Origin of the sequence: Agrococcus sp. TSP3-2-1 (genome assembly GCF_049897585.1) — a bacterium.
GTDB lineage: Bacteria > Actinomycetota > Actinomycetes > Actinomycetales > Microbacteriaceae > Agrococcus.
Genome location: NZ_JAFCWN010000002.1, coordinates 19,093 through 44,944, shown reverse-complemented (window position 1 = coordinate 44,944; position 25,852 = coordinate 19,093). Strand labels below are relative to the sequence as shown.

Below are 25,852 nucleotides of genomic sequence, written 5' to 3'. Positions count from 1 at the left end.
CGGCCGCTAGCGTCGGAGGATGGACTCCGCGCGCTTCGACGACTTCACCGACATCGACGGCCTGCTGCGGCTGCCGCGCCTCGCGGGGCTCGCGGCCTCGCCGAGCGGCGAGCGGCTCGTGGCGGCGATCGCGCAGGCCGACGAGCACGGCTCGCGCATGGTCTCGTCGCTCTGGGAGCTCGACCCCGCGGGTGAGCAGGACGCGCGTCGGCTGACGTGGTCGGACAAGGGCGAGAGCGCGCCGCGCTTCGCGCCCGACGGCTCGCTGCTCTTCTCCTCGGCGCGGCCGGACCCGACCGGCGGCGCCGACGAGGACGTGTCGGCGATCTGGCGCCTGCCCGAGCGAGGGGAGGCAAGCGTCGTCGCGTCGGCGCCGGGCGGGCTCAGCCTCGTCGCGGTCGCCGACGACGGGTCGCTGCTCGCGACGACCGAGGTGCTCGCGGGCGGCTCGCTCGACGACGACGCCGAGCGTCGGAAGGCCCGCAAGGACGCGAAGCGCACGGGCATCTGGCACACCGGCATGCCCATCCGCTACTGGGACCACGAGGTCGGCGACGTGAGCCCCCGGCTCGTGCTCGTCTCCCCGAGCGGCGAGCTGCGCGACCTCACGCCCGACGCCGACACGGTCGCGCTCGTGAACGCATCCGCCGACCTCGTGCCCGACGGCTCGGCGATCGTCACCACCTGGACCGAGCGCGTCGCGGGCGGCGAGACCCGCTCGTCGATCGCGCTCATCGATACCGCATCGCTCGAGCGGCGCGAGTTGCTGCCCGCGACGCCCGGCGAGCAGTGGAGCAGCCCGGCCGTCTCGCCCGACGGCACGCGCGTCGCCGTCACGCGCCTGACGACCTCGACGCCGACCGACACGACGTACGACTTCCTCGAGCTGCACCGGCTCGACGGCGGCGACCCCGTGACCGTCGAGGTCGGCGACGTCACGGTCACCGACTATGCGTGGGCGGATGCGTCGACGCTGATCGTCGTGGGCGACCTGCACTCGCGCGGTGCCGTGCTCGTCGTCGACGGCGCGACGGGCGCCGTGCGCACGCTCGTCGATGACGCGCCGCACGCGGCGCTCTCGCCAGCGGCCGAGGCTGGCGCGGTCTTCGCGCTCCGCACCGACATGGCGACGCCGGCGGCGCCCGTGCGGATCTCGCTCGAGGACGGCAGCTCGGCGAGCATCCCGGCGCCGGGCGGCATCGGCGAGCTGCCCGGAACGCTCGAGTGGGTCGAGGCCGACGTCGACGGCGTGACGGTCGGCGGCTGGCTCTGCACGCCGCACGCCGCGAGCGCCGCCGAGCCCGCACCCGTCATGCTCTGGATCCACGGCGGCCCGCACGGCTCCTACAACGCATGGAGCTGGCGCTGGAACCCGTGGCTCGCGGTCGCGCGGGGCTACGCGGTGCTGCTGCCCGACCCGGCGATGTCGACCGGCTACGGTCACGCGGACCTCAACCGCGGCTGGCCGCGCCTCGCCGACGTCGTCTGGCGCGAGTGCGAGACGCTGCTCGACGCCGTGCTCGAGCGGGCGGGGCTCGACGAGGAGCGCACCGCGGTGCTCGGCGGCTCGTTCGGCGGCTACATGACCAACTGGATCGCCGGGCACACCGAACGGTTCCGCGCGATCGTGACGCACGCGGGGCTGTGGGCGCTCGACCAGCAGCACGCGACGACGGATGCCGCGGCGCAGAAGGTGCGCGTGCACGGCCACGCCGACGAGCTGCCCGACTGGTACCGCGCCTACTCGCCGCACCACCACGCATCCGCCATCACGACCCCCATGCTCGTCACGCACGGCAACCGCGACTACCGCGTGCCGGTGAGCGAAGCCCTGCGGCTGTGGTGGGACCTCGTGTCCGGCTGGCCGGGCTCCCCCGAGTCGATGCCGCACCGCTTCCTGCAGTTCACCGACGAGAACCACTGGGTGCTGCGGCCCTCGAACGCGCGCACGTGGAACGAGGCGGTGCTCGGCTTCTGCGACCAGCACGTGCTCGGCGCCGAGCCGGTGCCGGACGCGCTGGCGTGAGCGCGATGGGCGAGGCGGCGGGCGCAGCGGCCGGCGGCGTGCTCGTCGTCGGCTCGATCAACGTCGACGTGACGGCGTTCGCACCCCGGGCGCCGCTGCCCGGCGAGACGCTCACGGGCGACTCGTTCGAGCTCCAGCTCGGCGGCAAGGGCGCGAACCAAGCCGTCGCCGCGGCGCGGGCGGGCGCGACGACGCACATGGTCGGATGCGTCGGCGACGACGCGTTCGCCGGGCTCGTGACGTCGAGCCTCGGCGCGGCCGGCGTCGACCTCGAGCACGTGCGCACCGTGCCCGGTCACACGGGCGTCGCCCACATCCGCGTCGTCGAGCGCGGCGAGAACGACATCGTCGTGATCCCGGAGGCGAACGCGGCCCTCGACGAGGCGCAGCTCGAGCGCGCGTTCGCCGCGCTCGCCGGCACAGCTCGCGTCATGCTCACGCAGCTCGAGACGCCGTTCGCGATGACGCTCGTCGCGGCCCGGCTCGCGCGCGAGGCCGGCATGACGGTCATCCTCGACCCGGCGCCCGCGGTGCCGCTCGACGACGCGATCTGGCCGCTCATCGACCTCGTCAAGCCCAACGAGACCGAGGCGAGCCTGCTCGCCGGCATCGAGGTCGACTCGCGCGAGTCGGCCGAGCGCGCCGGGCGCTGGTTCCTCGAGAAGGGCGCTGGCGCGGCGCTCATCACGATGGGCGGCGACGGCAGCGTGCTCGTGACGGCGGAGTCCGTCACGCTCCACGAGGCGCTGCGGGTCGACGTCGTCGACACGACGGCCGCAGGAGACGCGTACGCGGGGCACCTCGCAGCATCCATCGCCAGGGGCCTCCCGATCGACGAGGCGATCCGCCGAGCCGGCGCCGCGGGCGCGATCACCGTCACGCGCCGCGGCAGCTCGTCGAGCGTGCCGACGGCGAGCGAGGTCGACGCGCTGCTCGGCTGACGCGGCTCAGCTCGACGCTGCCGCCGCCGCGGAACGCGCGTCGGCCGCAGCCACGGCCTGCCGCTCCCACGGCGCCGGGATCGGGAAGCACGCCTCGAGGAACTCCCGCACCGCGGCCGTGCGCTCCTCGACCGAGATCTCGGGGAACGAGCCGTCGTTGAGGCAGAACATGTCCTGATCACGCCGCTTCAGCAGCCGCTGCATCGCCGGCAGCGCCTTCTTCAGCGTCGTCTCGATGTACTGCACCTTCGCGTCGCGCTGCTGCACCGCCCGCCCGGTCATGAGCGCGTAGTAGTGGTAGAGCGAGTTCGTCACCGAGATGTCGGTCGCCGAGCGGAAGCGCGCCGCGGCCGTGCGGCGGAAGTCCTCCGGGAACTCCGCCTCGAGCTCGGCCATGACGCTCCGCCGCAGCGGCGCGGCGCAGTGCTCGAGGTGGCGGGTCGTGATGGCGCCGAAGCGCTCGCGCAGCAGCCGCCGGTTCGTGCGCGCCGCGTTGTCGTGGCCCGACCGCTTGGCGTGCGTCTCGCCCATGCCGATGCGGGTCGTGGCCTCGACGAACTTCGTGATCCCGCCCGGTGAGAAGAACACATCCGGCTTCAACGGGCGCCCGAAGAACATGTCGTCGTTCGAGTAGAGGAAGTGCTCGCTGAGCCCCTCGATGTGGTGCAGCTGCGCCTCGACCGCGTGCGAGTTGTGGGTCGGGAGCACCGAGGGGTCGGCGAACATCGCCTCCGCCGGCACGATCGTCACCATCGGGTGCTCGGCGAGCCACTCCGGCGCGGGCGAGTCGGTCGCGATGAAGATGCGGCGCACCCACGGGGCGTGCATGTGCACCGAGCGCAGCGCGTACTTCAGCTCGTCGATCTGCCGGAAGCGCGCCTCGGAGTCGTCGCCCTCGCCGACGACGTACGCCTGCATGCGCTTCGCGCGCTCGCGCTGGAACTCGTCGCTCGAGCCGTCGACCCACGAGAAGACCACGTCGATGTCGAACGGGACATCGCTCGCGAGCGGCTCCCACATGTCGCGGATCGTCTGCCACTCGCGGCCGTAGCGCAGCACCGAGTCGACGACCGCCTCGCTGCGGGGCATCGTCGCGCGCATGAGCGCGTTCGGCAGCGGCGCCTTGAGCGTCTCGTCGCCGAAGCGCCAGAGCTCGAGCTGCACCGCCGTCTCGCGGCCGTAGCGCAACCGGCCCGCGGGGGCGACGCGCGGCCGGTAGACCCGCATGGCGCCAGCCTTGCGGTGCCCGGCGAGGCGGCCGTCGGCGAGCAGCACCGCACCGAAGCCGAGCGCCTTCTCGGGTGCGATCGCCTCGGCGTAGAAGGGCTCCTCGGCGAACGCCTCGCCGAGCGCGGCCGCGAGCTGCTTGCGCAGCGCCCGGTCGACCGCGACGATCGGCCGCCCGTCGTCGTCGCGCACGAGCAGGCACGGGATGTCGGCGCCGTCGAGCGCATCGCGCAGCGCCAGGAGGTCCTCGACCATCGACTCGTGCGGCGTCATGTGGCCGCTCAGCAGCGCGTAGCGCCCCTTCTGCAGCACGACGTCGGCCCGATCGAAGCGGCTGAAGCGGCCGCCGGAGGGCAGCACCACGAGCTCGGGAGCCTCCGAGACGCGGATGCGCGAGACCGGTCGGGCGGGCGTGAAGACGCTGTCCGGGTCGTCGACCTTCCGCTCGTGCTCGTCTGCCACTGGGCGCGCCGTTCCTCTCCTCGGGGTACATCCCATGGTACTTCCCCGGAATCCGGTGCCGGAGCGGCGTGTTCTCCCTCGTACACGCCGCGTTCACGTCGCGTTCGGGCGCGTGCGCTGGACTAGCCTCCGAGCAAGTTCGATGAAGAGCCGACACCTTGGAACAGGACGAATCGTGACAACCCGATCCGCCGAGCACCCCCGGCCGGACCACTTCCTCCTCCACATCTCCGACACCCACCTCCTCGCCGGCGGCGGCCGCCTCTACGACCGCGTCGCGAGCGAGGACCACCTCCGCCGCCTCTTCGACGAGTTCGAGGCATCGGGGGCGAGGCCCGAGGCGATCGTCTTCACCGGCGACCTCGCCGACCGCGGTGAGGCGGATGCGTACCGTCGCCTCCGTCGGATCGTCGACCCCGTCGCGGAGGACCTCGGCGCGCAGGTCGTGTGGGTGATGGGCAACCACGACGAGCGGCGGGCGTTCCGCACCGAGCTGCTCGGCGAGGCCCCCTCGGATGCGCCGATCGACGCGGTCACGCACGTCGGCGGGCTGCGGATCATCACGCTCGACTCGACGGTGCCGGGCCGCCACCACGGCGAGGTCGGCGACGAGCAGCTCGAGTGGCTGCGCGCCGAGCTCGCGGAGCCCGCGCCGCACGGCACCATCCTCGCGATGCACCACCCGCCCGTGCCGAGCGTGCTCGAGCTCGCCGCGAGCGTCGAGCTGCGCGACCAGCGCAACCTCGAGGAGGCGCTCGTCGGCACCGACGTGCGCTCGATCCTCGCCGGCCACCTGCACTACTCCTCGACCGCGACGTTCGGCGGCATCCCCGTGTCGGTCGCCTCCGCCACCTGCTACACGCAGGACCTCAACGTGCCGGTCGGCGGCACGCGCGGCCGCGACGGCGCGCGCGCCTTCAACCTCGTGCACGTCTACCCGACGACGGTGCTCCACTCGGTCGTGCCGCTCGGCGCGTTCCCGCACCTCGACTGGATCGACGCCGACGAGTCGCGGCGCCGCCTCGAGGCGTCGGGGCTCCGGCTCGCGCCTGAGGCGCTCGTCCCCGCCGGCTGAGCCGCTGCGGGCGCCGACGGCGCCCCCGGCGTGTCGAATCCCCGGCTAGACCAGCCGCGCCTCGATCGTCACGGCATCGGTGACGCGCACCTGCACGTCGGCGAGGCTGACGCCCGTCGGCAGCTCGGAGGCGAGGTCGATGCGCCGACCCTCGTAGGCCTGGATCTTGCCGCGCATCGCGCCGAGCATCGCCGACACGAGCGGGTTGCCGCTGTCGACCTGGATGTCCGAGAGCGTCACGCCCATGCGGTCGTCGATCGACGCGCTCGCGGTACCGCGCACCGAGGCGCCGAGCAGGCCCTTGCGCACCTTCGCGTCGACGGCGATGCGCAGGTCGCGCGGCCCGGTCGACTCGACGTCGAGCTCGAGCTTCGAGACCGAGACGCCGTGGTCGAGCAGCGCCGACTCGGCGAGCCCCAGCACCGCCTTGCCGATCTGCGCCTTGGGCACCGACACCATCGCGTGCCCGTGCAGCGGACGCTCGGCCGTCGGGCGGGCGAGGTCGACGGCGAGCTCGCCGAGATCGGTCTCGATCCAGGTGAACGGCACGTCGGTCAGCTGCGCGTCGAGCGTCACGTCGGCGCCCGAGACGTGCATGGGGCTCGCGTGCACGCGCAGGTCGCGCAGCACGGCTGACTCCCAGCCCACCGAGGCGCCTTGCGGCTCGAGCCGCGCGCGATCGCGGTCGACCTCGCCGGCGAGGATGAAGCCGGTCAGGTCGAGGTGGAGCCTGGCGATGTCGGCGCCGTCGAGCTCGGCGTCGATGATCGACGTGCAGGCGATGCCGGCGGGCTCGGCGGCGATCACGACGGTGCGGATGCGCTTCGCGAGCTGCGCGCCGTCGGTCGGCCGGGGTGCGTGCCCGAGGAGGATGCTTTCAGCCACCCCGCGACCATACTCCCCTTCTGCTATGCGTGCAGGCTGACCCCGCGTGGCAAGTGCTGGGCGGGTGCCGGCCCTGGTGCGGCCAGGGCCGACCGCGTAGCGTCGCGGCATGAGCAGCCTCGTCGTGCACTTCGAGATCTACGCCTCCGAGCCCCAGCGGCTCATCGACTTCTACAGCGGCCTGTTCGAGTGGCGCTTCGAGCAGTTCGGCGACGTGCCGTACTGGACGATCGAGACCGGCGACGGCTCGATCCAGCTGGATGCGCCGGGCATGGGCATCAACGGCGGCCTCGCGCTCCGGGAGGGGCCCGCTCCCGCTGCGGATGCCCCCGTCAACGGCTGCAACGTCGTGATCGGCGTCGACGACGCGGATGCCTCGGTCGCGCGGGCGGTCGAGCTCGGCGGGAGCGAGGCGGTGCCGGCGGAGGACCTCCGCGGCATCGGCCGGGTCGCCTACCTCCGCGACCCGGACGGGAACTGCTTCGGCATCATCGCCGAGACGCTCTCCGACGGCACGTCGGCGTTCGCCGAGGCCGCCGACGGCGCGGGCGAGCGCATCGAGCCGGCCGATGCGGACGGCGCCGCCGAGGCTGTCGACCCGATGGGCGCGACGCCGGAGCCGTGACCCGCGCGGGCGTCAGCGCGATGCGCTGACGGCCTCGCGGAACGCGGCGACGAGCAGGTCGAGGTCGGATTCCTCGATGACGATCGGGGGCGCGAGCCGCACCGTCTGCCCGTGCGTGTCCTTCGCGAGCACGCCGCGCTCGAGCAGCCGCACGCACACGTCGCGCGCGGTGCCGACCGCGGGATGGATGTCGATCCCTGCCCACAGGCCCACGCCGCGCACCTCGGTGACCCCGTGGCCGACGAGCTCGGCGAGGCCCGCGTGCAAGCGCTCGCCGAGCTCGCGGGCGCGAGCCTGCATCGCTCCCTCGGAGAGCATCCGCACGACCTCGAGCCCGACCGCCGCTGCGAGCGGGTTGCCGCCGAACGTCGAGCCGTGCGAGCCGGGCGTCAGCACGCCGAGCACGTCGGCATCGGCGACGACCGCCGACACCGGCACGACGCCGCCGCCGAGCGCCTTGCCCAGCAGGTAGACGTCGGGCACGACGCCCTCGTTGTCGCACTGGAACGTCGCTCCCGTGCGGCCGAGCCCCGACTGGATCTCGTCGGCGATGAAGAGCACGCGCTCGCGCGAGGTGATGTCGCGCACGCGCTGCAGGTAGCCGGCCGGCGGCATCTTGATGCCAGCCTCGCCCTGGATGGGCTCGAGCAGCACCGCCGCGGTGCACGGGGTGATCGCGGCCTCGAGCGCCGCGGCGTCGCCGAACGGCACGCGAACGAAGCCGGGCGTGAACGGCGCGTAGCCCGTGGTCGCATCCGGGTCGTCCGAGAACGAGACGATCGTCGTCGTGCGGCCGTGGAAGTTGCCCTCCATCACGATGATCTCGGCCTCGCCCGCCGGCACGCCCTTCACCTCGTAGGCCCAGCGGCGCGCGACCTTGATCGCCGACTCCACCGCCTCGGCGCCCGTGTTCATCGGCAGCACCATGTCCTTGCCGGCGAGCGCCGCGAGCGCCTCGACGAACGGACCGAGCGCGGCGGAGTGGAAGGCGCGGCTCGTGAGCGTCACGCGGTCGAGCTGCGCGTGCGCGACGGCGAGCAGCCGGGGGTTGCCGTGCCCGAAGTTCACCGCCGAGTAGGCGGCGAGGCAGTCGAGGTAGCGGCGGCCGTCGACGTCGGTGACCCACGCGCCCTCCGCCTCGGTCACGACGACCGGCAGCGGGTGGTAGTTGTGCGCCGCGTGCGCCTCGACCTGCTCGATCGCGTCGCGCGTGGCCTGGCTCGGCGTCGTGCGGCTCACTGCATCCGTCGTCGTCTGGGTCATGATCGCCTCCGTCATCATCGTCGCAGCTCCAGGGTGCAGCACTTGATGCCGCCGCCGCCCAGCAGGAGCTCGCTCAGGTCGAGCCCCACGGTCTCGTAGCCGCGCTCGCGCAGCTGCCGCTCGAAGCCCGTCGCGCGCTCGGCGATGAGCATCGTGCGGCCGTCGCCGAAGGAGTTGAGGCCGAGCACGGATGCGTCCTGGTCGTCGACGAGGATCGCGTCGGGGTAGCGGCGCTCGAGCTCCGCGCGGCTCGCGTCGTCGAACGCCTTCGGGAGGTAGGCGATGTTCGACTCGTCGAGGATCGCGACGGCGGTGTCGAGGTGGTAGAACGACGGATCGACGAGGCGCAGGCTCACGACCTCGCGGTCGAAGATGCTGCGCAGCTCGTCGTGCGACTCGAGGGTCGTGCGGAAGCCGTGACCGGCGAGGATCGCGCCGTTCGAGAGCAGGAAGTCGCCCTCGCCCTCGTTGATGGCGCGCGGCTCGTGCACCTCGAAGCCGTTCGCCTCGAACCACGACATGTAGGCGGGGCCCTCGGGCACGCGCTCCTCGTAGGTGAACTTCGCGCCGTATGCGTGCCCATCGAGCGTGAACCCGCCGTTCGCGGCGTAGACCATGTCGTTGAGGCCGGGGATGGGCTCGATGAGCTCGACGTCGTAGCCGAGCGAGCGGTAGGCGTCGTGGAGCGACTGCCACTGCTCGACCGCGAGCGGCGTGCTCGTCGGGAGCTCGGGGTTCATCCACGGGTTGATGCGGTAGCTCACGGTGAAGTGCTCGGGGCGGCACATGAGCACCGTCTTGTGCACGGCCGCTCGGGCGTCGAGGCCGAGCTGCGCGGTCGCGGTCTGAGTGCTCGCGGTTCGGGGGTTCGCGGTCTCGGGGCGCGCGTCGGTCGTCTGCTGCATGCATCCAGGGTCGCAACCGATCGACGCAAATGCACGGGTCCGGACGCGAGTTTCGTGCAAGTCGGGCCGCCAGCACTGTAGATTCGTGCGCATGGATCGAATCGACCACGGCATCATCGACCGCCTGCGACTCAATGCGCGAGCCGGCTACGCGGACATCGGTGCCGAGGTGGGCCTCTCCGCATCCGCCGTGAAGCGGCGCATCGACCGGCTCGTCGCCGACGGAGTGATCCGCGGCTTCACCGTCCAGGTCGACCCTGCCGTCGAGGGGCTCGCGACGGAGGCCTACGTCGAGCTGTTCTGCCGCGGCACCGTCTCGCCCACCGACCTCAAGCGCATCCTCGCCGGAGTGCCCGAGATCGTCGAGGCCGGCACCGTGACGGGCGAGGCCGACGCGATCGTCATCATGCGGGCGCGCGACGTCATCGCGCTCGAGGACGCGCTCGAGAAGGTGCGGGCCGCCGCGACCGTCGACCACACGCGCTCGGCGATCGTGCTCTCGAAGCTCATCACGCGCACCGCGGGCTGAGCGGGCCGCGAGCCGGGCTTCATCGCTCGGGCTCGGCGCGCGCGGCACGGGCGACGCGGACGACGAGCGCGACGAGCGCGACGACGTGCGCGACGGACGCGATCCAGTGCCAGCCGAGCTCACCCTCGGGGACGCCGACGCCCGCGTAGGCGCGCGCGAGCCCGAGCGGGAGCACGCCGAGGACGAGCATGCCGATCGCGAGGTCCTGGAATGCGACGGCGACCTCGCTCGTCACCTCGCGCCTGACCGCCATGCCGACCGCGGCCACCGCCGCGACGACGCCGATGGCGACCGTGAGCCACGCGGGGATCGGCAGCACCGGCCACTCGACGAACGGCTCCCACCTCGGCGCCTCGACGGCGAGGAACCGCCCACCCGCGAAGAGCCCCATGACGAAGACCCAGCCGAACTGGGCGGCAGCGACCGCCGCGGCCCAGCGGTACGCCAGCTCCCACCGATCGCGCGGACGCACGGGCGCGATCGCGATGCTCACCTCGGCAGGCTACCGGTCGCGCGGACGACGAAGGGCCGGTCAGCGCCGCAGTGCGCCGACCGGCCCTTCGAGGATGATCAGCTGCCGGCGAGCTGCTCGTCGAGCGACTGGATCGCCTGCATCATGCCGCGCAGCGCCTCGCCCATCTCAGAGATGCCCTCGATCGCCTGCTCGAGACCCGTCGTGAGCTCCTCGTAGCCCTCACCGAACTTGCCCGACGCGTGCTGCGTCTTGAAGTCCTCGCCCAGCAGGGTGTCGACCTGGCCCTTCAGGTCCTTCAGGACACCCGAGATGTCCTCCTTGCCCGTGTCGAGCTTGCCCGCCACGGACTCCATCTCTGCATACGATGCGCCGAAATCGCTCATGCGATGATCACTCCCTCGAAGTCCTCGACCGCCGACCCCGATCGGTGCCGACGCCTCCACCGTAGGAGCGCGTCGCTGCAGATGCGATGGGCACAAGTCCCCTGCCAGCATGGCGGCCTGACGGATGCGCGGAGGCCGATCGCCGCGACGCTCGCCGATGAGGGCCGACGCCGCGCGGGGGCTCGCATCGTGCTCGGGGCGGCGAACCGCTCCCCCGTGAGGCTGACGGCAGCGCCTACCGCCGCCCGTAGCCGAGCCGCCTAGCCTGGTCGCATGGGCGTCATCACGGTCTCGGCGATCTGCTTCGAGCGCGCCGACGGCGCGGTGCTGACGGTGCGGAAGCGGGGCACCTCCGCGTGGATGCTGCCGGGCGGCAAGCCCGAGCCCGGCGAGAGCGCTGCGGAGTGCGGCGTGCGCGAGGTGCTCGAGGAGCTCGGCGTCGAGATCGGCCTCGACCGCATCGAGCCGATGGGCGAGTTCAAGACGCGCGCCGCGAACGAGGCGGGCTTCGCGCTCCGCGCGAGCGTGTTCCGCACGCACGACGTGATCGAGCCGCACGCGCGCGCCGAGATCGAGGCGGTGCGCTGGATCGACCCGGCGCTCGGCATCGACGACGAGGCCGAGGCGCCGCTCAACCGCGAGCTGATCTTCCCGATGCTGCTCGCCGAAAGAGCTCGGCGATAGATCCGCAGACGAGAGAGGGGGCCCGACCCCAGTCGAGCCCCGCTCTGTGATGTGGACGACCGGCTCTCGCCGAGTCGTGCAACGCCCCGTCCCTGAGGCCCTTGCACTCCGGCGCGATGCGCCGGATCCCTGTCTCGTAGCCCGATTTCCCCTTGCGGGGCCCCAGCCGGGCTACCCAGAACGGTAGCGCCCGCACCTGGGAGAGGCCTATGGGGAGAACTACCCATGCCGCTCTCGGGCGTGTCGCCGACAGCGTCCCGGTCAGCGCTTCGCGCGCGGGCTGCGCCAGTGCAGCATCCAGTCGCCGGCGATCTCGGCGAGCATCGCGGGCATGAGGTTGTAGGCCCCGTTGCGCGCGGCGACGAGCACCGAGCTGCGCGTCTCGGTCGTCGTGTGGGCGAGGCGGTGCGAGAGCTGCTTGAAGCGGTCGGTGCGGCGGATGCGCTCGCTGTCGTAGGCGCGGAGCGCCTGCTCGAGCGGGTGGTCGGCGAGGAGGATGCCGAGGGTCGCCGCATCCTCGAACGTCAGGTTGCCGCCCTGGCCGAGGGTCGGGAGCATCGCGTGCGCCGCGTCGCCGAGCAGCACGACGCCCGAGCGGTGGAAGGTCCTCAGCGGCGTCGCGAGCCAGTGCAGGTCGCGGCGCGTGATCGACGCCTGCGCGGTCGCGGCGATGTGGTCGCGCACCTCGGGCGCCCACGTGTCGAACCGCTCGCGCGCGGCCTCGAGCTCATCGGGCGCGTGCCGACCCATCCGGGCGTGCGCCATGCCCCACCAGTAGACGCGCCCGCCGTCGATCGGCACCATGCCGAACTCGGCGCCGCGCCCGAGGTACTGGCGGGCGCCCGCTGGCGAGTCGGACTCCGCCTGCACGACGCCGTACCAGCACGTCGCGCCCGAGTAGTCGGTCGCGGCCTTCGGCCAGAGCGCCTTGCGCACCGCCGAGTCGATGCCGTCGGCGCCCACGATGAGGTCGGCCTCGAGCGTCTCGGAGCGGCCCTCGGCCGCGTCGCGCACCTGCTGCTTCGTCGCCCGCTTCTCGGCGCGGCGGTCGATCGGCTCGTCGCCCGGCTCGAGGGCGCGCTGCAGCCGTCGGCCGACCTTGATGCCGAGCGAGCGGTCGGCGCGCGCCTGCCGCTCCGCGCGCGCGTCTCGCGAGTCGGGGTCGACGGCGCCATGCTCGATCGTGACGCTCGGGCGCCCGCTCGATCCGTCGGCGGCGCCGACGACCCGCATGCCCTTCTCGACCTCGCGGTCGCCGCGCAGGATCTCGAGCAGCGTCCCCCGGTGGATCGCGTGCACCGCGCTCGACTCATGGGCGAAGCCCTGCTGCAGGCGCGTGCCCTGATCGGTGAAGACGCCCTCGGGCCTGGCCTTGACCGCCTGCTCGCGCACGGCATCCCCGACCCCGAGCTCGTCGAGCGCCTCGAGCCCGTTGCTCGTGATGCTGATGCCGGCGGGCATCGCCCGCACCTTCGGCGCGGCCTCGAGCACCCGCACGTGCCAGCCGGCGGTCTCGAGCGCTCGGGCGGCCGCGAGCCCGCCGAGTCCGGCACCGACGATGATGGCGGTCTGCGTCATGGCGGCAGGCTATCGGGGCGACCTCAGCGGCGGCACCATGGCGATGCGATGCGGGGCGATCGGATGCGGGGCGATCGGATGCGGGGCGATCGGATGCGGGGCGTCAGTCGCGCTCGGGCGCGTCCGCCTCGCCGGCGCGCTGCGAGACGCGCCGATCCCAGACGAGCCACTTGTCGTCGATCGCCTGCTCGATGTCGACCCCCGTGGCCTCCGCGAGCGCGAGCAGCATGCCCAGCGCATCCGCGAGCTCGAGCGCGAAGCGGCGATCGATCTCCGCAGCGCTGTGGCCCTTGTCGCGCTGGCGGCCGGTCTTCGCGAGCCACGCCTGCACGAGCTCGCCGACCTCTTCCTGGAGCTTGAGCACGAGCCAGTCGGCGTCGCGCTCGAAGCCGTACACCTCGGCGTAGCGGCGTGAGATCGCGTCGATCTGCTGGGCGAGGGCGCGGATCTCCATGGGGTCATGTTCGCACTAGATTCATTGACATGAACAACGCCTTCGATGACCTCCTCGAGCACAACCGCGCCTTCGCCGAGACCTTCGCCCTGCAAGGGTTCGACGGCGTCGCGAAGGCGGGTGTCGCGATGGTCACGTGCATGGACTCGCGCATCGATCCGCTCGGCATGATCGGGCTCGTCCCGGGCGACGCGAAGATCCTCCGCAACCCGGGCGGCCGCGCGACCGAGCGCACGCTCGTCGCGCTCGTGCTCGGCGTCAACCTCCTCGGCGTGGACCGCGTGCTGCTCGTGCAGCACACGCGCTGCGCGATGGCGTCGAAGTCGGAGCGCGAGCTGCTCATGGACATCTCCGAGGCTGCGGGCGTCGACGCGTCGTGGCTCGACCTCGGCGCGATCGAGCAGCAGCGGCTCTCGATCATCGAGGACGTGCACCGCGTGCGCTCGCACCCGCTCATCGGCGACCGCGCGGAGGTCGGCGGCTTCCTCTACGACGTCGACACGGGGCTGCTCGAGCAGGTCGGCTGAGCCCGTTGCGCCCGGCTCAACCGGGTAGCCGGCAGGGCGCGACAGCATTCGCCTCGCCCTACCGGCTGTCCGGTTGAGATGCTGTGCGCATGGTCAACCCCTTCGAGCAGGTGCCCCTCGACCGGCTGCGCGAGCGCACGAGCATCAAGTGGCGCTTCTTCGAGCCCGACGTGCTGCCCATGTGGGTCGCCGAGATGGACGTCGTGCCGGCCGAGCCGATCACGCGCGCCGTCCATGACGCGATGCTGCGGGGCGACACCGGCTACCTGCACGGCACGGGGTACGCGGATGCGTTCGCGGTCTTCGCCGCGGAGCGCTGGGGCGCCGAGGTGGTCGTCGAGCGCACCGCGCTCGTGAGCGACGTCATGATGGGCGCGTTCGAGCTCATCCGGCAGCTCACGCCGCCGGGCGGCTCGGTGATCGTCAACAGCCCCGTCTACCCGCCCTTCCACGCCTACTCGGTGCACGCGGAGCGGCAGGTCGTCGAGGCGCCGCTCGGCGACGACCTGCGGCTCGACCTCGACGCGCTCGAGGCGGTGTGCGAGCGCGTCGGCGGCGCCGCCCCCGACGGCCGCGCGCGTGCGGTGCTGCTGCTGTGCAACCCGCAGAACCCGACCGGCACGGTGCACTCGCGCGAGGAGCTCGAGCGGGTCGCGGCGATCGCGGATCGGCACCGCGTGCGCGTGATCTCCGACGAGATCCACGCGCCGCTGCTGCTCGACGCGCAGCTCACGCCCTACTGGACGGTGGATCCGCGCGGCTTCTCGCTCACGAGCGCGTCGAAGGGTTTCAACCTCGCGGGCCTCCGCACCGCGCTCATCGTCGGCGGAGCCGAGACGGCCGGCGACCTCGCGTCGATCGCTGAGGTCGTGAGCCACGGCCCCTCGCACCTCGCGTCGATCGCGCACGTCGCGGCCTTCGCCGAGAGCGGCGCGTGGCTCGACGACGTGCTCGCGGGCCTGCGCGAGAACCGCGCGCTGCTCGGGCGGCTGCTCGCGGAGCACGCGCCGGCGATCCGCTGGCGGCCGGGCGAGGCGACGTTCCTCGCGTGGCTCGACTGCCGCGAGTCCCGCGTCGCCGACCCGGCGGCGCGCCCCGACCCCGGCTACATCGGCCTCTCGAGCGGGCCGGCGAAGGCCTTCCTCGAGCAGGCGCGGGTCGGGCTGAGCGCGGGCGAGGCGTTCGGCTCCGGCGGCGCGAACCACGTGCGCTTCAACCTCGGCACGCGGCCCGACGTCATCGAGGAGGCGGTGCGGCGGATGGGCGCCGTCGCCTGAGCGCTCGCCCTCGGCGCTCAGCGCGCCGACGCGAGCAGCTCGACCATGCGATCCTCGAAGCCCGGCTCGACCTCCATCACGACGCGGTGGCGGGCACCCTCGCGCTCTGGCCACTCGCCCCACTCGCCCTCGAGCTCGGCGACCGTGCGGCCGCGCGCGGGGCCGTCCGAGCAGTCGACGTGCACGTCGACGATCGGCGAGAGCGTCGTGCGCACGAGCCCGGTCGCGACCGCGAGCGCGAGCGCGTCGTGGTTACCCGAGGCGCGCTCGCCCGTGTAGCCCTCGTAGAAGTCGAGGTAGAAGTCGAGGATGCGGTCGCAGAAGCGCCCCACCTCGCCGCCGGCGCGCAGCCGCTCGCGGTGCGCGTCGGTGATGAGCGACGTCATCGTCACGTCGAGGCCGACCATCGTCAGCTCCCACGGCGCGTCGAAGACGACCTGCGCCGCCTCGGGGTCGTGCCAGATGTTGGCCTCGGCCGTCGCCGACACGTTGCCGGGCGCGAGCGCCGCGCCGCCCATGATCGTGACCTGGCGGATGCGCTCGGGCAGCTCGGGATCCGCGTCGAGCGCGGCAGCGAGGTTCGTGAGCGGCCCGACGGCGACGATCTCGAGGCTCCCGGCGTGCTCGTGGCTGAGCCGCAGGATGAGCTCGACCGCGCTCTCGGGCGCGAGTTGCGGCTCGTGGGCCGTGTCGGCGCATCCGCCGAGCCCGTCGTCGCCGTGCACGCGAGGCGAGTAGACGGCAACCGCGCCGTTCCGCGGACCGGCGGCGCCGACCGCGATCGGCACGTCGCCGTGCCCCGCGAGCCGCAGCACCTCGGAGGTGTTGCGGGCGCCCTGCCGGGCGTCGACGTTGCCCCACACGACCGAGCAGCCGACGAGGTCGATCTCGTTCGAGAGCGCGGCGGTGAGGATGGCGAGGGCGTCGTCGATGCCGGTGTCGACGTCGAGGAGCACGGTGGTCACCCCTCGAGCCTAGGTCCCGCGCTCGCCGAGCGAGCGCGAGCTACTCGACGCAGAGGCAGAAGGGGTGCCCGGCCGGGTCGAGCATGACGCGGAAGGTCTTGCCCGGCTGGTGCTCGTGCCTCGTCGCGCCGAGCTCCACGACCGCCGCCTCCGCCTCGTCGAGGTCGTCGACATTGACGTCGAGGTGCATCTGCTGCGGGTGCTCCTGGCCCGGCCAGTCGGGCGCCGCGTACTGCTCGACCTGCTGGAAGCAGAGCATCTGGCCGTGGTCGGCCTTGATCTCGACCCAGTCGTCGTTCTCGTCGACGATCGGCCAGTCGAGCATCGCGCCGTAGAAGCGCGCGAGCGCGAGGGCGTCCGGGCAGTCGACGACGAGCGTGGGGAAGCGTGCGATGGCCATGCGCGCGAGGCTACGCCGACGCATCCGCTCGCGCCAGGGGAGCCTCAGAACCCGTGCACGAGCGGGAAGATCGGCAGCGCCTCGGGGTGGTGCGCGTGCACGATGACGAGGAAGACGACCGCGTCGAACAGCAAGTGGACCGTGACGACGTAGAGGAGGTTCTTCGTCCACGAGAAGATCGCGCCCTGCACGAGCGCGAACGGGATCGTCAGCAGCGGCCCCCACGACTGGTAGCCGAGCTCCCACAGGAACGAGACGAAGATGCCCGCTTGCAGGAGGTTCGCGAGCCACGGCCGGAAGTGGCGCAGGAGCAGCGTGTAGACGGTGCAGATGAAGAAGAGCTCGTCCCACAGGCCCACGGCGTTCACGCCCATGAAGAGCCGCGCGATCATGTTCCAGTCCTCGACCGCCGGCCAGTTGCGGTAGACGCCGGAGGTGAGGAAGTAGAAGGGCAGGATGAGGTACGCGGCGAGCACGACGACCACGAGGTACGTCCACATGCGGCGCGTCCAGCGGCCGCCGGCCCACGGGAAGCGCACCGCGTGGTCGCGGTAGAGCCAGCGCGAGATCGAGTACGGGATGAGCACTGCGCCGCCGAGCGCGATCGTGAAGCGCAGGATCCCGGCATCGCTCAGGTCGGCGTGCAGCGAGATGAAGCTGATCCACGTGAGCGCGATCGCGATGATCGCGAGGTCCTGCCCGAGCTTGCGCGAGAGCCCCGCGCGGTCGGTGAGGATGCCGCCGACGACGCCGAGCACGAGCGGCAGGTAGCCCCAGTCGCTCAGCGCCCAGAAGAGCAGCACCGCGGCGCTCGTGACGAGCGCGGCGGGGATGATGGCGAGCGGATGCGTCGTCGTGCCCTCCGCAGCGACCACCGACCGGGCGGGGGCGGGGGCCGGCGCGGCGGCGGGCATCGCTCGATCGGTCGTCACGCCATCAGCCTACGGAAGGCGACCTGACTCATCCGCCCGGATGATCCACCTCCCCCGGTCGATGCAAAGGCGGCGGATGCGCTGGCCCGGCCCGGGTGCCCGGTGCTCCGATGGATCCATGCACACGAACCGACTCGAGGCCCTCGGGCTCACCCACACCTACGGACAGGGCAACGCCGCGGCGCCCGCGCTCGCCGACGTCTCGCTCGCGATCGGCGTCGACGAGCCTGAGGCGGTCGCGATCATGGGCCCCTCGGGCTCGGGCAAGTCGACCCTCCTGCACGCGCTCGCCGGCATCGTCGCGCCGGCGTCGGGCCGCGTCGTCTGGCGCGGCCGCGACCTCGCGTCGATGCGCGACGGCGAGCGCACGAAGCTGCGCCGCAGCGACTTCGGCTTCGTCTTCCAGTCGGGGCAGCTGCTGCCCGAGCTGCCCGCGATCGAGAACGTCGCGCTGCCGCTCATGCTCGGCGGCACCGCCCGCACGGGCGCCGAGGCGGCGGCCGGCGCGCTGCTGCACCGGCTCGGGCTCGGCGAGATGCTCGGTCGCCGGCCGGGCGAGCTCTCGGGCGGCCAGGCGCAGCGGGTCGCGATCGCCCGCGCGCTCGTCGGCTCCCCCGGCATCGTCTTCGCCGACGAGCCGACCGGCGCGCTCGACCGCTCGACGGGCGACGCCGTGATGAGCCTGCTCATCGGCGCGACGCTCGGCCACGGCGCCTCGCTCGTCGTCGTCACGCACGACCCGGAGGTCGCTGCGATGTGCTCGCGCGTCGTGCGGCTGCAGGACGGGCGCATCGTGAGCGATGAGCGGCGCGTGGACGTGCGAGCGGATGCCGTCCCGGCGGCCGCGCGCACGGCACCGTCGGGCGCCGCGCCGTCGTACGCGGTGCCCGGCATCGCATCCGCCCCCGTGCCGCTCCCGCAGCACCCCTCGTACGGCGCCGCGCGCGTCGAGGCGCACGTGCCGAACCCGCACATGCCGAACACGCTGCGCGGCGCCGTGCAGCAGTCCTGGATCGAGACCCCGCGATGACCGCCATCGCCCTCTGGGCCCGCCTCGCGCGCGCGACGGGACCCCGCGCGACCGACGTGCTGAGCGCGATCGCGTTCGCCTTCGCGACCGCGGCGCTGCTCGCGGTGCTCGGCGGCGTCAACGCGTTCCAGGTGCGGGTGGCCGAGGGCCGGGTCGACCGGTTCGACGGCGAGCTCATCGTCACCCTCGCGCTCGTGGCTGCGGCGCTGCTGCTGCCGGCCGTCTGGACGCTCGCGCAAGCGGCCGTGCGGCTCGCCCTCGCGCGCCGCGACGATCGGCTCGCGGCACTGCGGCTCGCGGGCGCGACGGGCGGCCAGGTGTCGGCGATGGCGGTGCTCGACGCGGTCGCGCAAGCGCTCGTCGGCGTGGTGGTCGGCGCGATGCTCGCGCTCGCGGTCACGCCCGGCATCGCCCGGATCGAGTTCCAGGGGCTGCCGTTCACGGTCGCCGAGCTGCTGCCGCCCGCGTGGATCTGGCTCGCCGCTGCCGGAGCGGTGCTCCTCACGTCGCTCGTCGCCGCGCTCGCCTCGCTGCGACGCGTGCACGTCACGCCGCTCGGCGTCGCGCAGCGCGTGGGCCAGCAGGGCCTCTCGCTCTGGCGGATCGTCGGCTTCGCCATTCCCGTGGGCGTCTACGTCGCGGTCGTCGCGCTCGACCTCGTCCCGGTCGACGTCTCCTTCTCGATCGCCCTCATCGCGATCGTCGTGCTCGCCTACTCGCTCATCGGGCCGCTGCTCATCCAGCTCGTCGCCCGGATCGTCGCGAAGGCGGCGCGGAGGCCCGCGACGCTGCTCGCGGCCCGGCGCGTGATCGACGACCCCCGCGGCGCGTTCAACATCGTCGGCGCGATGTCGGTCGCGGTGATGGCGGGCGGCTTCGCGTCGCTCGCCCCCGCGCTCGGGGCGGCCGACGACCCCTTCGCGGTCGACATCGCGACCGGCGCGGCGCTCACGATCGCGATCGCCGGCGTGCTCGGCGCTGTGCTCGCGGGCATCGCGCAGTCGGCGAAGGTGCTCGACCAGCAGCGCGAGCACCAGGCGATGCACCGGATGGGTGTCGACGTGCCCGTCATGCAGTCCGCGCTCGTGCGCCAGGTGGCGCTGCCGCTCATCGTCGGCGTCGGCGGTGCGGCCGGCGTCGCCCTGCTGCTCATCCTGCCGTCGTTCATGCTCTGGTGGTCGAGCGCCGACTCGGTCGTCACGTGGGCGCTGCTGACGGTCGGCGCGGTCGCGGTGACGCTCGCCGCGACGGCCGCGGCGCTGCCGCTCGTGAAGCGCGTGGCGACGGCCAGCGCCGCCGTCTGACGAGTCGAGCGGGACTCAACCGGATAGCCAGTGGGGCGAGGAGATATCTGTCGCGCCCTAGCGGCTGTCCGGTTGAAGATGACTCAGCGGGCGGGCAGCAGCGGCAGCACGTCCTCCGAGAACTGCTCGAGGAAGCGCCGCTGGTCGTGCCCCGGCCCGTGGAACACCAGGTGGGTGAAGCCGAGCTCTGCGTAGTGGGCGATCTCGCCCGCGACCCGGGACGCATCCGACCCCACGATCCAGCGCTTCGCGACCTGCTCGATCGGCAGCTCGTCGGCGAGCCGCTGCATCTCGAGCGGGTCGTGCACGTCGTGCTTCTGCTCCTGCGAGAGCGAGAGCGCCGCCCAGAAGCGCGTGTTCTCGAGCGCCGCGTCGGCATCGCGGTCGTACGAGACCTTGATCTCGATCATCCGGTCGACCTCGGCGGAGTCGCGCTCCGCTTGCGCGAGGCCCTCCTCGAGGTTCGCGACGATCGTGTCGCGGTAGTACTCGTCGCCCTTGCCCGACGTGCAGATGTGGCCGTCGGCGAAGCGGGCGGCGTAGCGCGTCGTGGCGGGACCGCCGCCGGCGACGTAGATGGGGATGCGCTCTGCCGGCCGGTCGTAGATCGTCGCCCCGTTGAGCGAGTAGTAGTCGCCGTCGAAGTCGACGCGCTCGTCGGTCCAGAGCCGCTTGAGCACGCGCACGGCTTCGCGGAGCCGCGCGAACCGCTCCCTGAGCTCTGGGTACTCGACGCCGATCGCCTGCTCGTTGAGCGCTTCGCCCGTGCCGACGCCGAGGATCAGCCGGCCCGGGTGCACCTGCCCGAGGGTCGCGAACTGCTGCGCGACGACCGCCGGGTGGTAGCGCAGCGTCGGCGTGAGCACCGAGGTGCCGAGCACGAGGCGCTCGGTGCGCTCGAGCGCCATGCCGAGCCACGCGACGGCGTTCGGCGCGTGGCCGCCCTCGTGCCGCCACGGCTGCAGGTGGTCGCTGATGAACGCGCTGTCGAGCCCGACCCGCTCGGCGAGCACGACGAGGTCGAGCAGCTCGGCGGGCGAGAACTGCTCGGCGCTGGCCTTGTATCCGTACCGCATGGGAGTCAGTCAACCAGCCTTCGGCGCGGCCTCAGACGGGCAGCTCGAGCATCGCCCGGTCGGGCGTGCCGAAGCGGTGCGCGGTGATCGACACCGACTGCTCCCGCAGGAACGGCAGCAGCTCGACGCGGCCCGCGCGCGTCACCGGGCCGTCGTAGACGGCGACCGAGACGTCGCCCGCGAGCGCCGCGCGCACACCGGGATCGGTGCCGACGAGGCGGATGCGTCGCACGGGCTCCGAGGGACGCTCGAGGCCGAGCACGTCGTCGCGCTCCACTGGGGCGAGCGCCTCGCGCGAGCGGAGCCGCGCGTGGAACTCGGCGTCGGTCTCCTCGACGACCTCGAGCAGCCGCAGCGCCGGCAGCGGCCGCCGCGCGAGCTTCACGACGCCGGGCGGCACCCCGACGGCGGTCGAGATGCGCACCGTGGAGCGCGCGCGAGCCGCGGCGGCGAGCAGCCGCACGAGGTCGACGAGGCGGCCGTCCTCCGCGACGCGGATGAGCACCTCGGCGGGCCGGTAGCGGAGCACGTTCCGCTCCGCGCACAAGGGAGGGACGGCCAGGCCCGAGACGTCCTTCGAGACGCCGAACTCCGCCTTCCAGCGCGCTTGGTCGCTCTTCGCACCGGCGCGGACCGCGTCGAACTCGACGAAGTCGAGCACGGGCGTCGCCGCCTCGATGACCTCCGCGACGCGCTTGTCGAGCCCCTTGAGCTGCACCGACGCCTTCGGCTCGGCGTGCACCGGCTCCCAGTCGACGAGGGTCGCGAGGTAGTTGGGGCCGCCGGCCTTCGCGCCCGGCCCCACCTGCGAGCGCTTCCAGCCGCCGAACGGCTGCCGCCGCACGACGCGTGCGCTGATGCCCCGGTTGACGTAGAGGTTGCCCGCCTCGACCTCGTCGAGCCAGTGCGCGACCTCCTCGGGGTCGAGGGAGTGGATGCCGGCGGAGAGGCCGAACTCCGTGCCGTTCTGCACCTCGATCGCCTCCTCGAGCGAGTCGACCTCGATGAGCGAGAGGTGCGGCCCGAAGAGCTCGGTGACGTGCGAGTACGTGCCCGGGAGGACGGCGTCGCGGATGCCGGGCGACCAGAGCCGGCCCGACGCATCCAGCCGCCTCGGCTCGAGCAGCCACTCCTCCTCGTCCTCGAGCGTCGTGAGCGCGCGCAGCAGGTCGCCGCCCGCCGGCTCGATGAGCGGACCGACGTGGGTGCGGACGTCGAGTGGCGAGCCGACCCGGAGCGTCGTCGCGGCGTCGACGAGCTGGCGGCGGAAGCGCTCGCTGTCGCCGACGGTGTCGACGAGGATCGCGACCGAGGCGGCGGAGCACTGCTGACCCGCGTGCAGGAAGGCGCTGCGCACGATGTCGGCCACGGCGAGGTCGAAGTCGGCCGAGGGGGTGACGATGATCGCGTTCTTGCCGCTCGTCTCGGCGAGCAGCGGCAGGTCGGCGCGCCAGGTGGTGAAGCGCTCGGCCGTCTCGGTCGAGCCGGTGAGGATGACGCGGCCGACCGCGGGGTGGGCGACGAGGCGCTCGGAGAGCTCGCCCTCCTCGACGTCGCACAGCAGCAGCACGTCGCGCGGCACGCCCGCCTCCCAGAGCGCCTCGGCCAGCACGGCCGCCGAGCGCCGCGCCTGCGGGGCGGGCTTGAGGATGACCGCCGAGCCGGTCGCGAGCGCCGCGGTCACGCCGCCGCACGGGATCGCGACCGGGAAGCTCCACGGCGGGGTGACGACGGTGAGGGCGACGGGCCGCGGGGTGGCGCCCTCGACGCGCTCGAGCTCGATCGCCTGCTCGGCGTAGTACCGCGCGAAGTCGATCGCCTCCGACACCTCTGGGTCGGCCTCCCCGATCGTCTTGCCGGTCTCAGCCATCATGATCTCGATGAGCCGGCCGCGGTAGACGCCGAGCGCCGTCGCCGCGTCGCGCAGGGTCTCGGCCCTCCGCGCGGCACCGAGCCCAGCCCATCCGCTCGCCGCTTGCGCCGCGCGGTCGATGCGCCGCTCGAGCGTCGGCCAGTCGTCGATGCGGTTCATCTCGAGGGTGCGGAGGCCCAGCCGGGTCTCGCCCGCGCGCTGCACGAGCTGCCTCGCCCAATCGCGGTTCGCCGGGAGCGACGGATCGGTGTCGGGCTCGTTGGCGAACCCGGTCGGATGCGTCACCGAGACCGCGAGGTCGCCCAGCCGGTCCTGGGTGCGGTTCGGACGCGGCTCGCCCGCCGCGTCGTCGGCGCGCAGCAGCTCGATCGACTCGAGGAAGCGGTCGCGCTCCTGCTGGAAGACGGCAGGGTCGCCGAGGTCGAACATGCTCGACATGAAGTTCTCGCCCGCGGCGTTCTCCTCGAGCCGGCGGATGAGGTAGGCGACGGCGGCGTCGAACTGGTCGGGCCGCACGACGGGCGTGGAGAGCACGAGGTTGGGGAAGACCTCGCGCACGGCGTCGCGGTGCTCGGCGGCCATGCCGAGCAGCATCTCGGCGTCGACGCGCTGGTGGGTGCCGTGGTGGCGGGCGAGCTCGGCGGCGTAGGCGAGGTCGAAGAGGTTGTGGCTCGCGACGCCGAGCCGCACCGCGAAGGCGTTGTCGGGCAGCAGTGCCTCGCGCAGCACGCGCTTGAAGCTCGCGTCGGTCGCGGCCTTCGAGCCGACGACGGCGAGCGGCCAGCCGTGGATCGCGGCGTCGACGCGCTCCATCGCGAGGTGCGCGCCCTTCACGAGCCGCACCTTGATGCCGGCGCCGCCGCTCGCACGGCGCTGCTTCGCGAACGCGGCGAGCCGCCGGTAGGCGGCGAGCGCGTCGGGCAGGTACGCCTGCAGCACGATGCCCGCCTCGAGACCGCGGAGCTCGGGGCGCGACAGCAGGCGCTCGAAGACCGCGATCGTCAGGTCGAGATCGCGGTACTCCTCCATGTCGAGGTTGATGGGCTTCGGCGGGGTCGACTCGGCGGCGAGCCGGTAGAGCGGCAGCAGCCGCTCGACGACGAGCTCGACCGTCTCGTCGAACGCCCACGGCTGCAGCTGGGGCGCGATCGCCGACACCGTGATCGAGACGGAGTCGACGTCATCGCGGCGCAGGAGCTCCATCGTGCCCTCGAGGCGGCTCGCGGCTGCCTCCTCGCCGAGCACCGCCTCGCCGAGCAGGGTGACGTCGACGCGCGTGCCGTCCTCGCGGAGCTTCGCGAGCGGCTTCGCGAGCTTCGAGGGGGATGCGTCGATCACGAGGTGCGAGACCATGTCGCGCATCGCGCGCTTCACGACGGGGATGACGAGCTTGGGCACGACGATGCCGAAGCCGCCGCCCGCCGTGATGCCGAGCTTGAGGTACCAGTCGAGGAAGCCCGGGATCTCGCGGCTGAGCGCCTCGAAGCCCAGCGCGCTGACCTTCGGATCCTCGGGGCGGATGACCTTGTCGACGAAGCCGATCGCGAAGTCGAGGCCCGCCGGATCCTTCAGCAGCCCCGCGAGGCGCTCGGCCGACTTGTCCTGCTTGTCGCTCGCCGGCCGGTCGATCCAGCCGCGCACGCGCTCGATCGCCGCGAGCGCGAAGGGGTCGTCGCTCGACGCGTCGGTGAGCTCGACGCGAGCGGATGCGGTCGGTCGCTCGGGCGCCGCGGGGTTGACGACCGCGGTGGGCTCGGGGTCGCGGACGATGGCGGGCGAGGCGGGCTCCTCGGGCGCCGGCTCGGTGGGCTGCTCGGGTGGGGCCGGCGGAGCCGCGGGGGGCTCGGCGGGCGCGACGGGCGCCGCGACGGCAGCGGCGATCGGTGCGGCAGCCGCGGGAGCGACCGCCGTGGGCGTCGCGGCGGCGGCCGCGGCGACGATCCGCTCGACGGGCGCCACGGGGGCGTTCGGCGTCGCCGCGGCGCTCGGCGCCTCCGCGGCGGGCGGCGCCGCGGCAGCGCCCGTGGGCGGCTCGTCGGTCGAGCCCTCGCGAGCTCGGCGGTCGGCCTCCGCCTTCGCGGCGGCGCGCGCCGAGACCGCGGCGGCGAGTCCGCCGATGCGCGGCTGGTCCTGCTCGGGCAGCACGGGGTTCGAGACCACGGGGTTCGCGACCACCGGGTTCGCGACCACCGGGTTCGCGAGCACCGGGTTCGCGACCACGGGGTCGGGGACCGCCGGCGCCTCGGGGTCGGTCGCGTCACCCGGCGGCCGCAGCGGCTCGTGCACGTCGCCGTGCTGCTCGTCCAGGATCTCCGGCTCGGCCTCGTCGATCGCCGCGGCCTCGAGCTGCGTCGCCTGCTCGCGCAGCTCGCGCCGCGTCGGCGTCCGCGCGGCGAAGGGGTCGTCGGCCGGCTGCTCCGCGTCCACCGGCTCCGGCGACTCGACCACGGCGGTCGCCGCGGCGTCGTCGGCACCGCCCGCCGACGCATCCGCCGGCACGATCGGGCGGGCATCGCCCGGCACCGGCACCGGCGAGGCGGCGTCGAGCTCGACCTGCAGCTCGGCGACGTCCATCTGCACGGTCGGCTCCTCCTCGCGCTCCTGCGCGAGCGACCAGCTCGGAGTCGGGCCCTCGGCGGAGCGGGCGACGGCGGGCGGCGGGACCGGCACGGCGCGGCTCGCGGCCGCGAACGTCGCGTCGTCGACCTCGAACGCCGGGCCGCTCAGCCCGAAGCGCCCACCGAGCGGAGCGAGCGGCTCATCGGGATCGGCGTCCTGCTCGGCGACGACCTCGACCGGCTCGTCCCCGGACTGCTCGGCGTCGGCGAGCTCGATGCCCTTCGCGATGAGGGCGTCGAAGTCGTCGTCCCTGGACTGGTCGGTCATGCCGCATATCGTATGGGGGTGGGCCATGGGGCGACCCGGGCCGGGCTGCGGCGCCGAGCGCTCGCGGGCC

23 protein-coding genes are annotated in these 25,852 nt (G+C 73.3%); 10 read left to right on the top strand and 13 right to left on the bottom strand.

Features of this window, described 5'->3' with window-relative positions; genetic code table 11:
• The first annotated feature begins 19 nt into the window (after nt 1-19).
• A complete protein-coding gene (locus ACP7BI_RS02755; RefSeq protein WP_425843586.1) occupies nt 20-2,026 on the top strand; it encodes a prolyl oligopeptidase family serine peptidase in 2,007 nt (668 codons plus the stop codon).
• Between the two features lie 5 nt (nt 2,027-2,031).
• Nucleotides 2,032-2,967 carry a ribokinase gene (rbsK, locus tag ACP7BI_RS02750; protein ID WP_425844061.1) on the top strand — a complete coding sequence of 312 codons (936 nt, stop codon included), beginning with the start codon at nt 2,032-2,034 and terminating at the stop codon, nt 2,965-2,967.
• 6 nt (nt 2,968-2,973) lie between these two features.
• On the opposite strand, the gene ACP7BI_RS02745 is transcribed toward rbsK, so the two are convergent.
• Nucleotides 2,974-4,557, bottom strand: a complete 1,584-nt coding sequence (locus ACP7BI_RS02745; protein WP_425844060.1) for a stealth family protein — start codon at nt 4,555-4,557, stop codon at nt 2,974-2,976.
• 274 nt (nt 4,558-4,831) lie between these two features.
• Between ACP7BI_RS02745 and ACP7BI_RS02740 the strand changes: the two genes are divergently transcribed.
• Complete coding sequence (locus ACP7BI_RS02740; RefSeq protein WP_425843585.1) at nt 4,832-5,731, top strand: phosphodiesterase; 900 nt, start codon at nt 4,832-4,834, stop codon at nt 5,729-5,731.
• A gap of 45 nt (nt 5,732-5,776) precedes the next feature.
• Here ACP7BI_RS02740 and ACP7BI_RS02735 read toward each other — a convergent pair whose 3' ends face one another.
• Nucleotides 5,777-6,616 (bottom strand): hypothetical protein, encoded by an 840-nt coding sequence (locus ACP7BI_RS02735; RefSeq protein ID WP_425843584.1) that lies wholly within the window; start codon nt 6,614-6,616, stop codon nt 5,777-5,779.
• Between the two features lie 109 nt (nt 6,617-6,725).
• On the opposite strand from ACP7BI_RS02735, the gene ACP7BI_RS02730 reads away from it, so the two are divergent.
• The gene (locus ACP7BI_RS02730; RefSeq protein ID WP_425843583.1) at nt 6,726-7,241 is read left to right on the top strand and encodes a VOC family protein; all 516 of its coding nucleotides are present in this window, start codon (nt 6,726-6,728) and stop codon (nt 7,239-7,241) included.
• A 12-nt stretch (nt 7,242-7,253) separates the two neighbouring features.
• On the opposite strand, the gene rocD is transcribed toward ACP7BI_RS02730, so the two are convergent.
• Together rocD and ddaH are read right to left on the bottom strand one after the other, a co-directional pair.
• Nucleotides 7,254-8,504: an ornithine--oxo-acid transaminase gene (gene rocD / locus ACP7BI_RS02725; RefSeq protein WP_425843582.1), complete on the bottom strand. Its 1,251-nt coding sequence runs from the start codon at nt 8,502-8,504 to the stop codon at nt 7,254-7,256.
• A 14-nt stretch (nt 8,505-8,518) separates the two neighbouring features.
• Entirely contained in the window at nt 8,519-9,409 is an 891-nt protein-coding gene (gene ddaH / locus ACP7BI_RS02720) for a dimethylargininase (RefSeq protein WP_425843581.1), read from the bottom strand.
• A gap of 91 nt (nt 9,410-9,500) precedes the next feature.
• On the opposite strand from ddaH, the gene ACP7BI_RS02715 reads away from it, so the two are divergent.
• The gene (locus ACP7BI_RS02715; protein WP_021010510.1) at nt 9,501-9,938 is read left to right on the top strand and encodes an Lrp/AsnC family transcriptional regulator; all 438 of its coding nucleotides are present in this window, start codon (nt 9,501-9,503) and stop codon (nt 9,936-9,938) included.
• 19 nt (nt 9,939-9,957) lie between these two features.
• On the opposite strand, the gene ACP7BI_RS02710 is transcribed toward ACP7BI_RS02715, so the two are convergent.
• Together ACP7BI_RS02710 and ACP7BI_RS02705 are read right to left on the bottom strand one after the other, a co-directional pair.
• Nucleotides 9,958-10,431 carry a hypothetical protein gene (locus ACP7BI_RS02710; protein ID WP_425843580.1) on the bottom strand — a complete coding sequence of 158 codons (474 nt, stop codon included), beginning with the start codon at nt 10,429-10,431 and terminating at the stop codon, nt 9,958-9,960.
• 77 nt (nt 10,432-10,508) lie between these two features.
• Nucleotides 10,509-10,796, bottom strand: a complete 288-nt coding sequence (locus tag ACP7BI_RS02705; protein ID WP_425843579.1) for a WXG100 family type VII secretion target — start codon at nt 10,794-10,796, stop codon at nt 10,509-10,511.
• 273 nt (nt 10,797-11,069) lie between these two features.
• On the opposite strand from ACP7BI_RS02705, the gene ACP7BI_RS02700 reads away from it, so the two are divergent.
• Nucleotides 11,070-11,480, top strand: coding sequence for an NUDIX hydrolase (locus ACP7BI_RS02700; RefSeq protein WP_425843578.1), 411 nt, complete (start codon nt 11,070-11,072; stop codon nt 11,478-11,480).
• Nucleotides 11,481-11,741: 261 nt separating this feature from the next.
• On the opposite strand, the gene ACP7BI_RS02695 is transcribed toward ACP7BI_RS02700, so the two are convergent.
• Both ACP7BI_RS02695 and ACP7BI_RS02690 read right to left on the bottom strand, forming a co-directional pair.
• Nucleotides 11,742-13,058, bottom strand: coding sequence for an FAD-dependent monooxygenase (locus ACP7BI_RS02695; protein ID WP_425843577.1), 1,317 nt, complete (start codon nt 13,056-13,058; stop codon nt 11,742-11,744).
• A 103-nt stretch (nt 13,059-13,161) separates the two neighbouring features.
• On the bottom strand, nt 13,162-13,512 hold the full coding sequence (locus tag ACP7BI_RS02690) for a pyrophosphatase (protein WP_425843576.1): 351 nt from the start codon (nt 13,510-13,512) through the stop codon (nt 13,162-13,164).
• 29 nt (nt 13,513-13,541) lie between these two features.
• Between ACP7BI_RS02690 and ACP7BI_RS02685 the strand changes: the two genes are divergently transcribed.
• Both ACP7BI_RS02685 and ACP7BI_RS02680 read left to right on the top strand, forming a co-directional pair.
• Nucleotides 13,542-14,039, top strand: a complete 498-nt coding sequence (locus ACP7BI_RS02685) for a beta-class carbonic anhydrase (protein ID WP_425843575.1) — start codon at nt 13,542-13,544, stop codon at nt 14,037-14,039.
• Between the two features lie 89 nt (nt 14,040-14,128).
• Complete coding sequence (locus ACP7BI_RS02680; RefSeq protein ID WP_425843574.1) at nt 14,129-15,316, top strand: MalY/PatB family protein; 1,188 nt, start codon at nt 14,129-14,131, stop codon at nt 15,314-15,316.
• A 17-nt stretch (nt 15,317-15,333) separates the two neighbouring features.
• On the opposite strand, the gene ACP7BI_RS02675 is transcribed toward ACP7BI_RS02680, so the two are convergent.
• Genes ACP7BI_RS02675 through ACP7BI_RS02665 form a run of 3 tightly spaced genes read right to left on the bottom strand, consistent with a single transcriptional unit; the run spans nt 15,334 to nt 17,613 of the window.
• Nucleotides 15,334-16,281, bottom strand: coding sequence for a nucleoside hydrolase (locus ACP7BI_RS02675; RefSeq protein ID WP_425843573.1), 948 nt, complete (start codon nt 16,279-16,281; stop codon nt 15,334-15,336).
• 40 nt (nt 16,282-16,321) lie between these two features.
• Nucleotides 16,322-16,681 (bottom strand): VOC family protein, encoded by a 360-nt coding sequence (locus ACP7BI_RS02670; protein ID WP_425843572.1) that lies wholly within the window; start codon nt 16,679-16,681, stop codon nt 16,322-16,324.
• A 44-nt stretch (nt 16,682-16,725) separates the two neighbouring features.
• Nucleotides 16,726-17,613 carry a CPBP family glutamic-type intramembrane protease gene (locus tag ACP7BI_RS02665; protein WP_425843571.1) on the bottom strand — a complete coding sequence of 296 codons (888 nt, stop codon included), beginning with the start codon at nt 17,611-17,613 and terminating at the stop codon, nt 16,726-16,728.
• Nucleotides 17,614-17,731: 118 nt separating this feature from the next.
• On the opposite strand from ACP7BI_RS02665, the gene ACP7BI_RS02660 reads away from it, so the two are divergent.
• Together ACP7BI_RS02660 and ACP7BI_RS02655 are read left to right on the top strand one after the other, a co-directional pair.
• Nucleotides 17,732-18,643 (top strand): ABC transporter ATP-binding protein, encoded by a 912-nt coding sequence (locus tag ACP7BI_RS02660; protein ID WP_425843570.1) that lies wholly within the window; start codon nt 17,732-17,734, stop codon nt 18,641-18,643.
• Entirely contained in the window at nt 18,640-19,947 is a 1,308-nt protein-coding gene (locus ACP7BI_RS02655; protein ID WP_425843569.1) for an FtsX-like permease family protein, read from the top strand. Before ACP7BI_RS02660 ends, ACP7BI_RS02655 begins: the two co-directional genes overlap by 4 nt.
• 83 nt (nt 19,948-20,030) lie before the next feature.
• Here ACP7BI_RS02655 and fgd read toward each other — a convergent pair whose 3' ends face one another.
• Together fgd and ACP7BI_RS02645 are read right to left on the bottom strand one after the other, a co-directional pair.
• A complete protein-coding gene (fgd, locus tag ACP7BI_RS02650) occupies nt 20,031-21,023 on the bottom strand; it encodes a glucose-6-phosphate dehydrogenase (coenzyme-F420) (RefSeq protein ID WP_425843568.1) in 993 nt (330 codons plus the stop codon).
• A gap of 31 nt (nt 21,024-21,054) precedes the next feature.
• Complete coding sequence (locus ACP7BI_RS02645; RefSeq protein WP_425843567.1) at nt 21,055-25,782, bottom strand: proline dehydrogenase family protein; 4,728 nt, start codon at nt 25,780-25,782, stop codon at nt 21,055-21,057.
• Nucleotides 25,783-25,852: the final 70 nt, after the last annotated feature.

Coding starts and splice junctions, on each gene's coding strand:
- ACP7BI_RS02755 (WP_425843586.1), top strand. CDS start 20: ATGGACTCCGCGCGCTTCGACGACTTCACCGACATCGACGGCCTGCTG.
- rbsK (WP_425844061.1), top strand. CDS start 2,032: ATGGGCGAGGCGGCGGGCGCAGCGGCCGGCGGCGTGCTCGTCGTCGGC.
- ACP7BI_RS02730 (WP_425843583.1), top strand. CDS start 6,726: ATGAGCAGCCTCGTCGTGCACTTCGAGATCTACGCCTCCGAGCCCCAG.
- rocD (WP_425843582.1), bottom strand. CDS start 8,504: ATGACCCAGACGACGACGGATGCAGTGAGCCGCACGACGCCGAGCCAG.
- ddaH (WP_425843581.1), bottom strand. CDS start 9,409: ATGCAGCAGACGACCGACGCGCGCCCCGAGACCGCGAACCCCCGAACC.
- ACP7BI_RS02715 (WP_021010510.1), top strand. CDS start 9,501: ATGGATCGAATCGACCACGGCATCATCGACCGCCTGCGACTCAATGCG.
- ACP7BI_RS02705 (WP_425843579.1), bottom strand. CDS start 10,796: ATGAGCGATTTCGGCGCATCGTATGCAGAGATGGAGTCCGTGGCGGGC.
- ACP7BI_RS02700 (WP_425843578.1), top strand. CDS start 11,070: ATGGGCGTCATCACGGTCTCGGCGATCTGCTTCGAGCGCGCCGACGGC.
- ACP7BI_RS02695 (WP_425843577.1), bottom strand. CDS start 13,058: ATGACGCAGACCGCCATCATCGTCGGTGCCGGACTCGGCGGGCTCGCG.
- ACP7BI_RS02690 (WP_425843576.1), bottom strand. CDS start 13,512: ATGGAGATCCGCGCCCTCGCCCAGCAGATCGACGCGATCTCACGCCGC.
- ACP7BI_RS02685 (WP_425843575.1), top strand. CDS start 13,542: ATGAACAACGCCTTCGATGACCTCCTCGAGCACAACCGCGCCTTCGCC.
- ACP7BI_RS02680 (WP_425843574.1), top strand. CDS start 14,129: ATGGTCAACCCCTTCGAGCAGGTGCCCCTCGACCGGCTGCGCGAGCGC.
- ACP7BI_RS02670 (WP_425843572.1), bottom strand. CDS start 16,681: ATGGCCATCGCACGCTTCCCCACGCTCGTCGTCGACTGCCCGGACGCC.
- ACP7BI_RS02660 (WP_425843570.1), top strand. CDS start 17,732: ATGCACACGAACCGACTCGAGGCCCTCGGGCTCACCCACACCTACGGA.
- ACP7BI_RS02655 (WP_425843569.1), top strand. CDS start 18,640: ATGACCGCCATCGCCCTCTGGGCCCGCCTCGCGCGCGCGACGGGACCC.
- fgd (WP_425843568.1), bottom strand. CDS start 21,023: ATGCGGTACGGATACAAGGCCAGCGCCGAGCAGTTCTCGCCCGCCGAG.
- ACP7BI_RS02645 (WP_425843567.1), bottom strand. CDS start 25,782: ATGACCGACCAGTCCAGGGACGACGACTTCGACGCCCTCATCGCGAAG.